We start from the raw sequence: 13,769 nt of genomic DNA, 5'->3' as shown, positions 1-13,769 counted from the left end.
CCGGGGTACCGGCAACAGGTACCCGGCGGTCTCAAGCAAAGGGGAGCGAAACCTGATGCCTGATGAATGGCTCGATCCCGCATTCAGCAGTCTTGTGGCCTCGGGTGCGGAACAATGGTCGCTGAGCACGCTGCCGGCCATCCGCGCCCGAGTTCATTCGACGTTCAAACCCGGGCACCGCGCGCGATGCGAAGTGCGCTGGATTCCAGGCGCCGACGCCGAACGCCTGCGCCTGTGCCTCTACCGACCGAAAGGCCTGGCGCCCGATGCAAACCTTCCGACGATCCTGTCCATCCATGGCGGTGGCTTCGTACTCGGAAAACCCGAAATGGCCGATGACTTCCTGGCGGACCTGGCCGACGAGTTGGCGGCCCTCATCGTTGCGGTGGATTATCGACTGGCGCCCGAGCATCCTTTTCCTGCGCCCCTCGACGACTGTTACAGCGCCCTCGCCTGGCTGTTCGAAAACAGTCAGGACCTGCGCCTGGATTCCCGGCGCGTTGCAGTCATGGGCCATAGCGCCGGTGGCGCGCTTGCCGCCGCATTGGCCATCATGGCGCGCGACAAGGGCCGGTTTCCGCTGGCCGGCCAGGTGCTCATCTACCCGATGCTCGATCACCGCACCGGCTCAGCCCAGTCCCCCTACCCGAGCCGGGAAACAGCCACCTTCAGTTGGCTGCCGGAGCCCAATCGGTTCTGCTGGCAGTGCCTTCGCGGTGGCTACGCCCTGGACGACGATCGTGCAGGCCTGTTTTCACCGGCCCTGCAACCCGACCTTCGCAACCTGCCGCCGACGTTCATCTCGGTCGGCGCGCAAGATCTGTTTCTCGAGGAAGACCTCGATTTTGCGATGAGGCTGTCTCGCGCTGGGGTTGCCCTGGAACTTCACGTCTATCCTGGCGCGCCACACATGTTCGACCAGGTGCCAGGGCGCATCGCGGATCAATCGACCTGCGACATCGTCCGGGCGTTGAAAGGTTTTTTGAAGAGGTGACGAAGCGGGACCGGACCTGCAATCCAACCGTGAAAACTCGCGCGCCAGCGTCTATGGTAGATATCTGCAACGCAGACCGTCCCCTAATAACAAGATTGCCGTGAAAGCCCTGCGCGGGCGTCACGCACGATGGGAGCCCTCCATGACCCTGCATAGCGCGCAGCCGATCCCCAGCGAACTGGCGGCCTTCGTCAACGACCATTTTTCCGGACGTGGCCTGAAGCCCGATGGCGTCATCGCCCAGTCCTGGTACCGCAGCGTCGTGGAGCACCGGCTCGATCCCGGCGCGGCGAGCCGCAAGAACATCCTCAGCGCCGAGGATATCCGGCGTCATCAGGAACAACACCAGCAGTATCTTTCCATCGCCAGCCAGGGCGTCAGCGGTCTGGCCCGGCGCGTGGTGCCCGCCGGCTTTGCCGTGCTGCTGAGCGACGAGCGCGGCATCACCCTGGACTCCCGGCTGCCCGACCAGCCCGACCTCTATACGCAATCAGGGCTGGTGGTGGGTGCGCAGTGGCAGGAATCGGTGGTGGGCACCAATGGCATTGGCACAACGCTGGCTGCCGCGCAGCCGTTGATCATTCATCGGGAGGAGCATTTCCTGGCGTCCAATTTCAGCCTGAGCTGTTCGGTCGCCCCGATCTTCGATGCCCAGGGCCTGCTGCGCGGCTGCCTGAATGCGACCTGCATGAACAGCGAAGGCCCTCGGGAAAGCCAATACCTGACGCTGCAACTGGTGATCATGTACGCGCGCCTGATCGAAAATGCACATTTCCGCCAGAGCTACCGCGACCGCTTGACCTTGTCCCTCAAGCCCCTCGATGACATCGCCGACCTGGCCAACGAACAGTTACTGGCCCTTGATGAAAGCGGCCGCATCATCGGCGCCAACCGTGCCGCTTTTGTCGCCCTGGACCTGGCTGAGGGTCCGGCATTGCTGGGCACGGCCATCGATCGCCTGCTGCCAACCACGGTGGACGAGTTGCTCAAACTCACCAACGGCGGCGCCCAGGGCGTGCGCTTGCGTGGCCTGCGGGATGAGGCGTTGCTGGAGGTCGGCCTGCGGATCCCGTCTCAACAGCACCGCCCGCGCCCCGTCGCCCGCCCTGCCCCTGACACACACCCGGACCTGCAACAACTCGCCGGTCTCGACTCCCAACTGCAACAGAGCGTCCACCGGGTGCGCAAGGTGATCGACAAAGGCATCCCGATTTTGATTACCGGCGAAACCGGCACCGGCAAGGAAGCCTTTGCCCGCGCGATCCACCACGCCAGCCTTCGTCGCGCAGGGCCTTTCGTCGCACTCAATTGCGCAGCCATTCCGGAGACGCTGATCGAGAGCGAGCTGTTCGGCTATCGCGCCGGCAGCTTTACCGGCGCGAACCGAAAAGGCATGAAGGGCAAGTTGGAGCTGGCAAATGGCGGCACGCTGTTTCTCGATGAAATTGGCGACATGCCCGCCCATTTGCAAACCCGCTTGCTCAGGGTGCTGGCGGAGCGGGAAATCGCGCCGCTGGGGGCTGAAGTGCCGGTGGCGCTGGATGTCCAGGTGATCTCGGCGACTCACCAGGACCTGCCCACCATGATCGGCGAGAAGCGCTTTCGCGAAGATCTGTTCTATCGGCTCGCCGGCATGAACCTGGCGCTGCCCGCCTTGCGCGAACGCAGTGACCGCGCCGCGCTGATCGAGCAATTGCTCACGGCACAGGACGACACTCGCGCGCTACGACTGAAAGCCGATGCCCGCCAGTGCCTGCTCGACTATCAATGGCCTGGCAACATCCGCCAACTCCTCAATAGCCTGCGCTACGCGGTGGCCCTGGCTGAAGACGGCGTCATCGACCTGGACTGCTTGCCCGGCGAAGTGCTGGCGCCACAGCGGCTGTCACTGTCCGCCAACACCACGCCGTTGGCCGTCAGCTTGGGCGAACAGCTGGGCGACGAAGAGTCCCGTCGCCTGCTGGCAACCTTGCGCCAGCATCGCTGGAACATCAGTGCCGCCGCTGCCGACCTGGGCATCTCCCGCTCCACGCTGTACCGCAAAATGAAAAAGCACGGCGTCGTCGCGCCCAACGACCAGTTCTGATACGCCCAGAGAGATGCCGGCGCCCTTGCGGGTGCCGGCATGTTTCTCGCCCAATCAAACTTGAATGTAAACCACATGGGTATGGGTGTACTCATACAAGCCGTGCTTGCCGTCCGCGCCGCCAATGCCGGACTTGCGCGCCCCGGCATGGAAGCCCTGCATCGCTTCGAAGTTCTCTCGATTGATGTAGGTCTCGCCGAAATCCAGCTCATGGCTCGCGCGCATGGCGGCACTCAGGCTGCGGGTGTAGACCGATGACGTCAAGCCGTACTCGCTGTCATTGGCCAGGGCGATGGCTTCGTCCAGGTCTTCGACAATCTGGATCGGCAGGACCGGGCCGAAGATCTCCTGGCGCATGATCGCCATCTCGCCGCCACACCCGGCCAGCACCGTCGGCTGGTAATGGAAGCCCTGGCCCCTGTCGGCCACCGCGCCGCCCGTGACCACTTCGGCCCCCTGCTCCTTGGCAGTGGTGACCATCCGCGCGACCTTGTCCAGCGCCGCCTGGTTGATCAGCGGCCCCATGTCCAGGTCGTCCTCGGCCAACGGGTCGCCGTAGCGGGTCGCGGCCATCGCGGCGGCGATCTGCTCGATGAACTGATCGGCGACCTTGCGCTCGACATACACCCGCTCGGCGCAATTGCAGACTTGCCCGGTGTTGATCACCCGCGAAGCCGTGATCGCCTTGACCGCGAGGTCCAGGTCCGCATCCGCCAACACGATAGCCGGCGCCTTGCCGCCGAGCTCCAGGTTGAGCTTGGTGATGTTCGGCGCCGCCGCGGCCATGATCCGCGAGCCGGTGCCGACGCTGCCGGTGAAACTGATCAAGTCGATACCTGCGTGGCGGGTCAGGTTATGCCCCACCGTCGCCCCCGTACCGCTGACGACATTGAACACCCCGGCCGGCAGGTCGGTCTCGGCCACCAGGCGGGCAAACTCGAAGCAGTTGATGGGCGTTTCTTCGCTGGGCTTGATCACGATGGTATTGCCAGTCACCAGCGCCGGCGCCATCTTGCGAGCGATCAGGAAGAACGGGAAATTCCACGGCAGGACACCGGCCACCACACCCAAGGGCTTGCGCAGCAGGAAGATGCTTTCGCCAGCGCGGTCGCTGGTCAGCACCTCGCCCTCAAGGCGCCGTGCCCACTCGGCCATGTAGTCCAGGTAATCGGCGGTGAAGTTGACTTCCACCCGCGCCAATCCCAGCACTTTGCCCTGCTCGGCGGTGATGATGTGGGCGAGTCGCTCGGCGTTGTCGCGCACTTTGCTGGCGATTTTCCGCAGGTAGCCGGCGCGCTCGATGGCCGGGCGGGCGGCCCAGCTTTTTTGTGCCTTGCGCGCCGCGGCAATGGCCGCTTCGACTTGCTCGCCGCTGGCTTCGGGCACCCGTGCCAGCAAAGCGCCGTTGGCCGGGTTGTGCACTTCAATGCTCGGGTCGCTGGGAATGAAGGCGTTGGCGATGAAGTGCTGGTAATTGATGATCTCGGTCATGTGCTTGCTCTCGCGGTCAGTTTCAGAACGATGCAGGGGCATTCATTTGGCGGTGAAGGTTTTCCAGACCCCGCCTTCCTGCTGCAGGTCGTGGGCGCGCTTGATCAGGTATTGGTGGATCTGCTCTACCTGTTCCGGCGTGAAGGCGTCGGCGAAGGACGGCATGCCATCCGGCACTCGACCGCCGTAGAGAATGCCGAGGAACATCTGGTGTTTTTCCGCCGTCAGCTTGCGCAGGTCCGGCAGCACGCCGCCGCTGACTGCATGAATGCCGTGGCATTGGGAGCAATAACCGTCGTAGAGCTTGGCGCCGGCGTCCACTGCGGCCAGGTCGCCGGTCAGGGGCGGCGGTTTCGGGGTGTCGGCGAGCGGTGCCGGCTCGTTGAGTTTCGCCGTGCCGCCCAGTTTGTAGGTCAATACCTGGGAGAACGGCCGGACCCCGGCGCGCAAGGACAAGGCGCCAGCAAAGGTCGAGAAGGCGCCGCCCCACCCGGCCATGAACGTCACGTACTGCTCACCGTCCACGCTGTAGGTAATCGGCGCCGCCATCACACCGCTGGCCGCCGGCTGCTCCCAGAGTTTCTTGCCGCTGTCAGCGGCATAGGCGATCACCCGGCCGTCGGCGCTGCCCTCGAACACCAGGTTGCCGGCGGTGCTCAAGGTGCCGCCGTTGAAGATCGTCACATAGGGCACCTCCCAGGCCGGTTGTTGCTTGACCGGGTCCCAGGCAATCAGCTTGCCCGACCAGCCCTTGGCCATTTCCAACAGCCCATCGGCGTCCTCCGGCATCATCCCGGTGCGCAGGCCCAGTTGGTACATGCTCTTGAACGGGTTGCGCTTCGGCGCCTCGGGGATGTGCTCGTAGTAGGCGGACATGATGTGCGCCGGGATGTACACCAGGCCGGTGTTCGGGTTGAAGGACATCGGCTGCCAGTCATGGGCGCCCCAGAACGCAGGCGTGACCAATTTGCGCTTGCCATCCTTCCAGTACGCGGCATTCTCGTCATCGACGATGGGCCGGCCCGTCTTCATGTCCATGCCCTTGGTCCAGCTCTGCGGCACGATGCCCTTGGCCGACAACAGCTCACCCGTGGCGCGGTCGATCACGTAGAAAAAACCGTTCTTCGGCGCTTGCATCAGGACCTTGCGCGGCTTTCCATCGATCGGCAGTTCCGCGAGGATCATGTGCTGGGTGGCGGTGTAGTCCCAGGCGTCCCCCGGCGTGGTCTGGTAGTGCCAGGCGTACTCGCCCGTATCGGCGTTGACCGCGACGATGGACGACAGGAACAGGTTGTCGCCCTTGGCCTGGCTCCGCCATTTCGGGTCCCATAACGAACCATTGCCCACACCGATGTAGAGCAGGTTCAAGTCCGGGTCGAACGCAAAGGAATCCCAGGCCGTGCCGCCACCGCCCTGGGCCACATAGGCGTCGCCGTGCCAGGTCTTGGCCGCGATGGCCATGGCCTTGTCCTCCGGTGGTAGCTTGGGGTCACCCGGCACCGTGAAGAAACGCCAGGCCTGCTTGCCGGTCTCGGCGTCGTAGGCGGTGACATAACCGCGTACGCCGAACTCGGCGCCGCCGTTGCCGATCACGACTTTGCCGTTGACCACTCGCGGGGCTCCGGTGATGGTGTAGCTGCGCGAGTGATCGGCCCGGGTGTCCACCGACCAGGCGCGCTGGCCGGTCTTGGCGTCGATGGCTTCAAGACGACCATCGAGCACACCCACATAAACCTTGCCCTTCCACACCGCGACGCCTCGGTTGACCGCGTCGCAACAAGCCTCGCCGGCGCGGTTGCGGTCGGACTTGGGGTCGTACTTCCAGATCAACTTGCCGTCGCGCGCATCCAGGGCATAGACCACCGAGAACGGGCCGGTGGTGTACATCACGCCATCGACCACGATGGGCGTAGCCTCGACACCGCGATCCAGGTCCAGCTTGTAGCTCCACGCGAGCCCCAACTGGCCGACGTTCTGGTCGCTGATCTTCTTCAACGGGCTGTAGCGTTGTTCGTCGTAGGTGCGGCCGGTGCTCATCCAGTTACCGGGCTCCTGGTCGGCGGCGATGATGCGCTTGCCGTCGACATTCGCCGGCAGGTCCTGCGCCCAGCCCGGGACGGTATTGAGGGATAGTGCCAGCACGACAAACAGCATCTTGAGGGGAACGCGAAGGGGCGCGTTCCGAAAAGCAGTAGGCACGGAGAGGCCAATCTGTGTCATGGGAGGACTCCTGGTTCTTATTAGTAGCGAAGCCATTGCGCTGCGCACCAGGAGAGGAGCAACCCCCATGCCACCGTTTGAAAACGCTTCGCAAGCCCCGTTCCATGGGGCTTTGCGCGCATATCGCGGGTCGCGAAGCCGTGCGACAGTTGTCGCATCTGCCGCGACAGCTGTGCCAGGGATGCGCCACGTTGCACACGATTCGTGAAGAAAGCCGTCACACGCCGGGCCTTAGTACCCGCGAGCGCACGCCCTACAATCAGCGCAACCATCAGCAGGAGAGCCAAGCGATGTTCGCCTCATTCGAATCGGGCCGATGCCAAGTCAATGGCATCACCGTCAACTACCGCAAAGGTGGGAGCGGCCAAGGCCTTCTCCTTCTCCACGGGCATCCCCAGACTCACGTCATGTGGCACAAAATCGCCGAACCCTTGGCGGCGCATTTCACCGTGGTCGCGGCAGACCTCCGGGGCTACGGTGACAGCGACAAACCGGCAGGCGACGCCGAGCACCTCGCCTACTCCAAGCGACAAATGGCCCTGGACGGGCTCGAGCTCATGCGCGCGCTGGGGTTCGTGAAGTTTGACGTGCTGGCGCATGACCGAGGCGCACGCGTGGCGTGCCGCATGGCGATGGACCACCCGGACGCAGTGAAGCGTTTGATCACGCTGGATATCGCTCCGACCCTGGCGATGTACGAACAAACCAACGAAGCATTCGCCCGCGCCTATTGGCACTGGTTCTTCCTGATCCGTCCGGCTCCGTTTCCCGAAACGCTCATCGAGGCTGATCCGGAGCTTTACCTGCGCAGCGTCATGGGCACCCGCAGCGCTGGCATGGCACCTTTCACCGACGCCGCACTTGCCGAGTACTTGCGCTGCCTGGCGCTCCCTGGCACCGCTCATGGCCTGTGTGAGGATTACCGGGCAAGCGCCAGCATCGATCTGGAGCACGACCGGAGCGACCGGCAAGCCGGGCGAAAACTCTCAATCCCGTTGCTCGCTTTGTGGGGAGCGGACGGCGTCGTGGGCCGTTGCTTCGATCCGCTGGGTGAGTGGCAAAAAGTCGCGACCGATGCGCGAGGGAAAGCGTTGCCGTCTGGGCATTACATTGCGGAGGAAGTGCCAGAGCTTTTGATCGACGAGGTGCTTGGATTCCTGCTTCCCTCGGTCCCTGGAGGCAGGTAGTTGCAGGCGGTACCCGTTTCGACAACACTCGCCAGCGAATGCCACCCTATCCATCGAACGGTGAACCGACATGCCTGGCGAAAAATCGATTGCGAAATTGCTCAGAGGAATGAGCCCGACGCTCAACGACGGGGATTACGTCTTTTGCTGCGTCGTCGACATGGACCTCGTCAAAGGCGAGGAGATACTGGGCAGCTTCCGCGAAAAAGAAGGGCTGACCGTCATCATCGAGCGCACCAGGGCCCAGGCCCTGGGCCTGGAATTCGAATACGTCGCCGCCTGGATCACCTTGACCGTGCACTCCGCCCTGGATGCCGTCGGCCTGACCGCAGCCTTCGCAACAGCCTTGGGCAACGCGGGCATCAGTTGCAACGTCATCGCCGCCTACTACCACGACCACATCTTCGTGGGTCGGGAAGATGCGCAGCGGGCAATTGAGGTTCTGGAAGCGCTTGCTCGGTCTGGAGGCAGCGACTGATATTCCTCAGCCGAAACTGCGGTCGACGGAACAAACCATCCAGGACAGCTGCTTCTACAAGAGTATCCGTGGCGTACGCAAACCTTGAAACCACCCCAAAACAACTGTGGGAGGGCTTGCCCGCGAAGGCGTCCGGTCAGTTACATCTTTTTTGACTGACACTCTGCCATCGCGAGCAAGCTCGCTCCCACAGGGGGTTCTGGGTCGCTTTTAAGATCAGTGTCCACCACCCATCCCTTGTGGGAGCGAGCCTGCCCGCGAAGGCGTCCGGTCAGTTACATCTTTTTGACTGACACTCTGCCATCGCGAGCAAGCTCGCTCCCACAGGGGTTTTTGGGTCGCTTTTAAGATCAGTGTCCACCCCCCATCCCTTGTGGGAGCGAGCCTGCTCGCGAAAACAGTGGATCAGCTTGCATCGATGTTGAATGTGCCGCCGTCTTTGCGTTCAGGCTCGCACACAGGAGGATGGCGTTCAGCCGAAACCAGGTCGGCACCTGCCCAACGGTTGACCTCTACGCCCACCCCTCCAGCCGCAACGTGGCGCGCACCAGGCGTTGCTCTTCGTTTTCGATTTCCCTGAGGTTCTCGCAGATGCTCTGGATGTGGGCGATAGCCGCCTTGCGCGCCTGCTCCGGCAACCGCCCGGTCACGGCGTTGTAGAGCCGGGCGTGTTGGCGGTCGATCTGGCGCTTTTGCGGCTCGCGGTGGTAGAGGTTGTTGACCGAGGCAAACACCGAGCTGAGCAGCAAATCCGTCAGCGAACGCAAGGTCTGCACCAGCACCGGATTGTGCGAGGCCTCGCAGATCGCCAGGTGAAACGCATGGTCGAGCCGGGCATGGACGCTGGCCTCAAGGGGACGGCTATGGGCGTCGAGCATGGCCTCGTAGCTGCGGGTGATCAGTACGAAATCAGCCTCGGTCCCGCGCAGGGCCGCCAGGCGCGCGGACTCGCCTTCGAGCAGGCTGCGGACCTCGAATAGATCATAGAGCGTGCGTGGCTGCGAGCTGAACAGGTGCATCAGCGGCGACGCCAAGCCATGCCCCGACAAGTCGGCCACGAATGACCCCTTGCCCTGTTCAGTCTTGATAATCCCCCGGGCGCGCAACAGCTTCAGTCCCTCGCGAAGCGCGGTGCGGGAAACGCCGAGTTTTTCCGTCAACCGCCGTTCCGAAGGCAACAGCTGCCCGGTCTTGAGCACGCCATCGACGATCAGGCGCTCGATGCGCTCACAGACCACGTCGGCCACCTGCAGGTTACGGCTCGTCTCGAAGTTTTCCATCGAATCCCCGACTAGTATGACCAGTTCCGTCACCGGATCCAGAGGTGGTCAAACACAGCAATAGATCACTGATTTTCCATTGAATTTTCAAACAGGCAAAAAGAACAGGGTCGACGAACTGGTTCGACCAGTCCAACAACACATGGACAGTAGAACGCCACGGACCAATGATGCAAGTCAGCCGTATCAGAACAGACCTCGAATAAAAACAACTGAGGGTCGCCTGCGAACCATGAACATTCTCTACGATGAACGCGTCGATGGCGTCCTGCCCGACGTGGACAAAAGCGCACTGCTCCAGGCCCTGAAAGCTGAGCTTCCCGACCTGGAAATCCTCCATCAGCGCGAAGCGCTCAAGCCGTACGAATGCGACGGGCTCTCCGCCTACCGCACCACGCCCATGCTGGTGGTGCTGCCGCGCCACATCGAGGAAGTCCAAGGCGTGCTTCGCCTCTGCCACGAGCGCAAGGTGCCCGTCGTCGCCCGTGGCGCGGGCACCGGTTTGTCCGGCGGTGCGCTGCCGTTGGAAAAAGGCGTGCTGCTGGTAATGGCGCGCTTCAACAACATCCTGCACATCGACCCCGCCGCCCGCACCGCACGGGTCCAGCCGGGCGTGCGCAACCTGGCGATTTCCCAAGCGGCCGCGCCGTTCGGCTTGTACTACGCGCCGGATCCCTCCTCGCAGATCGCCTGTTCAATCGGCGGCAACGTGGCGGAAAACGCCGGTGGCGTGCATTGCCTCAAGTACGGGCTGACCGTGCACAACCTGCTCAAGGTCGACATCCTCACCGTCGATGGCGAACACCTGGCGCTGGGCTCCCAGGCCCTCGACTCTCCCGGGTTCGATCTGCTGGCGTTGTTCACCGGTTCCGAAGGCATGCTCGGGGTGATCACCGAGGTCACGGTCAAACTGCTGCCCAAGCCGCAGACGGCCAAAGTGCTGCTGGCGGCCTTCGATTCCGTTGAAAAGGCTGGCCGGGCAGTGGGTGACATCATCGCCGCCGGGATCATCCCGGGCGGCCTGGAAATGATGGACAACCTGGCCATTCGCGCCGCCGAAGACTTTATCCACGCCGGCTACCCGGTGGACGCCGAAGCGATTCTGTTGTGCGAACTCGATGGCGTGGAAGCCGACGTCCACGACGACTGCGACCGCGTGCGCCAAGTGTTGCAACAGGCCGGCGCCACCGACGTGCGCCAGGCTTGCGATGAGGCCGAACGCGTGCGTTTCTGGGCCGGACGCAAGAATGCGTTTCCTGCGGTGGGCCGCCTTTCGCCGGATTATTACTGCATGGACGGGACGATCCCGCGCCGGGAACTGCCCCGCGTGCTGCAAGCCATCGCGGCGTTATCGGCGGAATACGGCCTGCGGGTCGCCAACGTTTTCCACGCCGGCGACGGCAACATGCATCCACTGATCCTGTTCGATGCCAATCAACCGGGCGAGCTCGATCGCGCCGAAGCCCTGGGCGGCAAGATCCTCGAATTGTGCGTGGAGGTTGGCGGCAGCATTACCGGTGAGCACGGTGTGGGCCGCGAGAAGATCAATCAGATGTGCGCGCAGTTCAACAGCGATGAGCTGACCGTGTTCCATGCCATCAAGGCCGCGTTCGACCCGAGCGGGCTGCTCAACCCCGGGAAGAACATCCCGACGCTGCATCGCTGCGCCGAGTTTGGCGCCATGCATGTCCACATGGGTCAGATGCCCTTCCCCGAACTGGAGCGCTTCTGATGGGCAGCGAACACGATTTCGACGACAGCGCGGCGCTGCTGGAGCAGGTCAACCAGGCCCTGGAAAACGCCACCCCGCTGCGTATCCAGGGTTCCAACAGCAAGGCATTCCTGGGGCGTAGCGTGGCGGGCGAAGTACTCGACACGCGCTCGCACCGGGGCATTGTCAGCTACGACCCGACTGAATTGGTGATCACCGTTCGCGGTGGTACGCCCTTGGCAGAATTGTTCGAAGTGCTGGACGCGGCGCAGCAGATGCTGCCTTGCGAACCGCCCGCCTTCGGTGAAAACGCCACGGTGGGCGGCATGATTGCCTGCGGACTCTCAGGGCCACGTCGTCCCTGGGCAGGCTCGGTGCGCGACTTCATCCTCGGCACACGGGTCATCACTGGCCACGGCAAGCACTTGCGCTTCGGCGGAGAGGTCATGAAAAACGTTGCCGGCTACGATCTTTCGCGCTTGATGGCCGGCAGCTACGGTTCGCTGGGCGTGGTGACCGAAGTGTCCCTCAAGGTCCTGCCAAAAGCACGGCAGACCTTGAGCATCAGCCTGGAGATGGACGCCCAGCGTGCCTTGCAGCGCCTGGCGGAATGGGGGCAGCAACCGCTGCCCATCACTGCCGCGTGCCACGATGGGCAGCGCCTGCACCTGCGACTCGAAGGTGGCGAAGGCTCGGTGGCGGCGGCCCACGACCGTTTGGGCGGCGAGCGACTGGACGCTTCGTACTGGCAGGACCTGAACGAACATCGGTTGGGTTTCTTCGACGAGGAACGGCCCTTGTGGCGCCTTTCGCTACCGTCGAACACGCCTCGCTTGCCGTTGCCGGGCGTCCAACTGATCGATTGGGGCGGCGCCCAGCGCTGGCTCAAATCCGACGCCGAAGCGACGTTCATCCGCTCGATCGTCGAACAAGTCGGCGGGCATGTGACCTGCTACGCCCCTGGATTGACCGACAGCCCTTTCCAACCGCTGCCCGACGCATTGATGCGCTATCACCGGAACCTGAAGCAGCAACTCGATCCACGGGGCCTCTTCAACCCCGGTCGCCTGTACCCGGAGCTCTGAACCATGCAGACCACCTTGAGCGAAGACGCCCGCCAATTGCCCCGCGCCGAAGAGGCCGAACGCATTCTGCGCAGTTGCGTGCACTGCGGTTTCTGCAATGCCACCTGCCCGACCTATCAATTGCTGGGCGATGAACTGGATGGTCCGAGGGGGCGCATCTACCTGATCAAGCAGGTGCTCGAAGGCAACGACGTGACCCGCGAAACCCAGGAACACCTGGATCGCTGCCTGTCGTGCCGCAACTGCGAAACCACCTGCCCCTCCGGCGTCGATTATCACAACCTGCTGGACATTGGCCGGGCGGTGGTCGATGCGGCAGTCCCGCGCCCGCTCGGCCAACGCCTGTTGCGCGAGGGGTTGCGCAGCGTGGTGCCCAATCCCGGGCTGTTCAAAGGATTGGTGAGCGGCGGCCAGGTTTTCCGGGCATTGCTGCCAGACACGCTGAAAGCCAAGCTGCCCCGCAACGTGCGTCCAGCAAAGCCACGACCGACCACCCGCCATGACCGGCAAGTGCTTATGCTCGAAGGCTGCGTGCAACCCAGCCTCTCACCCAACACCAACGCAGCCGCCGCACGGGTATTGGATCGATTGGGCATCAGCGTCGTCCCGATTCGCGAGGCCGGCTGCTGCGGGGCGGTGGACTATCACCTGGACGCCCAGGCCGCCGGCCTCGATCGTGCCCGCCGCAACATCGACGCGTGGTGGCCGGCCATCGAAAGCGGTGCCGAAGCCATCGTGCAAACCGCCAGCGGTTGCGGCGCCTTCATCAAGGACTACGGGCACCTGCTCAGCAGCGATCCGGCGTATGCCGACAAGGCCGCAAAAGTGAGCGCCCTGGCCAAGGACCTGGTTGAAGTACTGCGCGACGAACCGTTGGATCAGCTCGGCGTGCGCAGCGACCAGCGCCTGGCCTTCCACTGCCCCTGCACGTTGCAGCACGCCCAAAGACTCGGCGGCGCAGTCGAAGCGATCCTGGGACAGCTTGGATTCAACCTCACGCCGGTGCCCGACAGCCACCTGTGCTGCGGCTCGGCGGGCACCTACTCGCTGACCCAACCCGAACTGTCCCGGCAACTGCGCGACAACAAGCTCAACGCCTTGGAAAGCGGGCACCCCGAAGTCATCGCCACCGCCAATATCGGCTGTCAATCCCACCTCGACGGCGCTGGCCGAACCCCTGTCAGGCACTGGATCGAACTGGTTGAAGCGGCGTTGCCTTGAGCGGCAGACTTGGATC

General features: G+C 63.5%; 10 protein-coding genes. 7 read left to right on the top strand and 3 right to left on the bottom strand.

Going from position 1 to position 13,769, the window contains the following annotated elements:
- Nucleotides 1-52: 52 nt before the first annotated feature.
- A complete protein-coding gene (locus tag M8Q45_RS08905) occupies nt 53-994 on the top strand; it encodes an alpha/beta hydrolase (RefSeq protein WP_502940551.1) in 942 nt (313 codons plus the stop codon).
- A 142-nt stretch (nt 995-1,136) separates the two neighbouring features.
- Nucleotides 1,137-3,080, top strand: a complete 1,944-nt coding sequence (locus tag M8Q45_RS08900; protein ID WP_249874375.1) for a sigma-54-dependent Fis family transcriptional regulator — start codon at nt 1,137-1,139, stop codon at nt 3,078-3,080.
- 54 nt (nt 3,081-3,134) lie between these two features.
- Here M8Q45_RS08900 and aldA read toward each other — a convergent pair whose 3' ends face one another.
- Together aldA and M8Q45_RS08890 are read right to left on the bottom strand one after the other, a co-directional pair.
- Entirely contained in the window at nt 3,135-4,571 is a 1,437-nt protein-coding gene (gene aldA, locus M8Q45_RS08895; RefSeq protein WP_249874374.1) for an aldehyde dehydrogenase, read from the bottom strand.
- A gap of 42 nt (nt 4,572-4,613) precedes the next feature.
- The gene (locus M8Q45_RS08890; protein ID WP_249874373.1) at nt 4,614-6,791 is read right to left on the bottom strand and encodes a PQQ-dependent dehydrogenase, methanol/ethanol family; all 2,178 of its coding nucleotides are present in this window, start codon (nt 6,789-6,791) and stop codon (nt 4,614-4,616) included.
- A 290-nt stretch (nt 6,792-7,081) separates the two neighbouring features.
- Between M8Q45_RS08890 and M8Q45_RS08885 the strand changes: the two genes are divergently transcribed.
- Both M8Q45_RS08885 and M8Q45_RS08880 read left to right on the top strand, forming a co-directional pair.
- Nucleotides 7,082-7,978 (top strand): alpha/beta fold hydrolase, encoded by an 897-nt coding sequence (locus tag M8Q45_RS08885; protein WP_249877298.1) that lies wholly within the window; start codon nt 7,082-7,084, stop codon nt 7,976-7,978.
- A gap of 70 nt (nt 7,979-8,048) precedes the next feature.
- Nucleotides 8,049-8,456, top strand: coding sequence for an ACT domain-containing protein (locus tag M8Q45_RS08880; protein WP_249874372.1), 408 nt, complete (start codon nt 8,049-8,051; stop codon nt 8,454-8,456).
- Nucleotides 8,457-8,968: 512 nt separating this feature from the next.
- On the opposite strand, the gene glcC is transcribed toward M8Q45_RS08880, so the two are convergent.
- Nucleotides 8,969-9,736 (bottom strand): transcriptional regulator GlcC, encoded by a 768-nt coding sequence (glcC, locus tag M8Q45_RS08875; protein ID WP_249874371.1) that lies wholly within the window; start codon nt 9,734-9,736, stop codon nt 8,969-8,971.
- Between the two features lie 232 nt (nt 9,737-9,968).
- Here glcC and glcD point away from each other — a divergent pair, with 232 nt between their 5' ends.
- The 3 genes from glcD to glcF are packed head-to-tail and all read left to right on the top strand — an operon-like array spanning nt 9,969 to nt 13,753.
- Complete coding sequence (gene glcD / locus M8Q45_RS08870; RefSeq protein ID WP_249874370.1) at nt 9,969-11,468, top strand: glycolate oxidase subunit GlcD; 1,500 nt, start codon at nt 9,969-9,971, stop codon at nt 11,466-11,468.
- Complete coding sequence (glcE, locus tag M8Q45_RS08865; RefSeq protein WP_249874369.1) at nt 11,468-12,532, top strand: glycolate oxidase subunit GlcE; 1,065 nt, start codon at nt 11,468-11,470, stop codon at nt 12,530-12,532. The genes glcD and glcE overlap by 1 nt, the downstream gene beginning before the upstream one ends.
- A 3-nt stretch (nt 12,533-12,535) precedes the next feature.
- Nucleotides 12,536-13,753 carry a glycolate oxidase subunit GlcF gene (gene glcF / locus M8Q45_RS08860; protein ID WP_249874368.1) on the top strand — a complete coding sequence of 406 codons (1,218 nt, stop codon included), beginning with the start codon at nt 12,536-12,538 and terminating at the stop codon, nt 13,751-13,753.
- Nucleotides 13,754-13,769 lie beyond the last annotated feature (16 nt).

Origin of the sequence: Pseudomonas sp. T1.Ur (assembly GCF_023516725.1) — a bacterium.
Taxonomy (GTDB): domain Bacteria; phylum Pseudomonadota; class Gammaproteobacteria; order Pseudomonadales; family Pseudomonadaceae; genus Aquipseudomonas; species Aquipseudomonas alvandae.
This window is presented reverse-complemented; position numbering and strand designations above follow the sequence as displayed.

Coding starts and splice junctions, on each gene's coding strand:
- M8Q45_RS08900 (WP_249874375.1), top strand. CDS start 1,137: ATGACCCTGCATAGCGCGCAGCCGATCCCCAGCGAACTGGCGGCCTTC.
- aldA (WP_249874374.1), bottom strand. CDS start 4,571: ATGACCGAGATCATCAATTACCAGCACTTCATCGCCAACGCCTTCATT.
- M8Q45_RS08890 (WP_249874373.1), bottom strand. CDS start 6,791: ATGACACAGATTGGCCTCTCCGTGCCTACTGCTTTTCGGAACGCGCCC.
- M8Q45_RS08885 (WP_249877298.1), top strand. CDS start 7,082: ATGTTCGCCTCATTCGAATCGGGCCGATGCCAAGTCAATGGCATCACC.
- M8Q45_RS08880 (WP_249874372.1), top strand. CDS start 8,049: ATGCCTGGCGAAAAATCGATTGCGAAATTGCTCAGAGGAATGAGCCCG.
- glcC (WP_249874371.1), bottom strand. CDS start 9,736: ATGGAAAACTTCGAGACGAGCCGTAACCTGCAGGTGGCCGACGTGGTC.
- glcD (WP_249874370.1), top strand. CDS start 9,969: ATGAACATTCTCTACGATGAACGCGTCGATGGCGTCCTGCCCGACGTG.
- glcE (WP_249874369.1), top strand. CDS start 11,468: ATGGGCAGCGAACACGATTTCGACGACAGCGCGGCGCTGCTGGAGCAG.
- glcF (WP_249874368.1), top strand. CDS start 12,536: ATGCAGACCACCTTGAGCGAAGACGCCCGCCAATTGCCCCGCGCCGAA.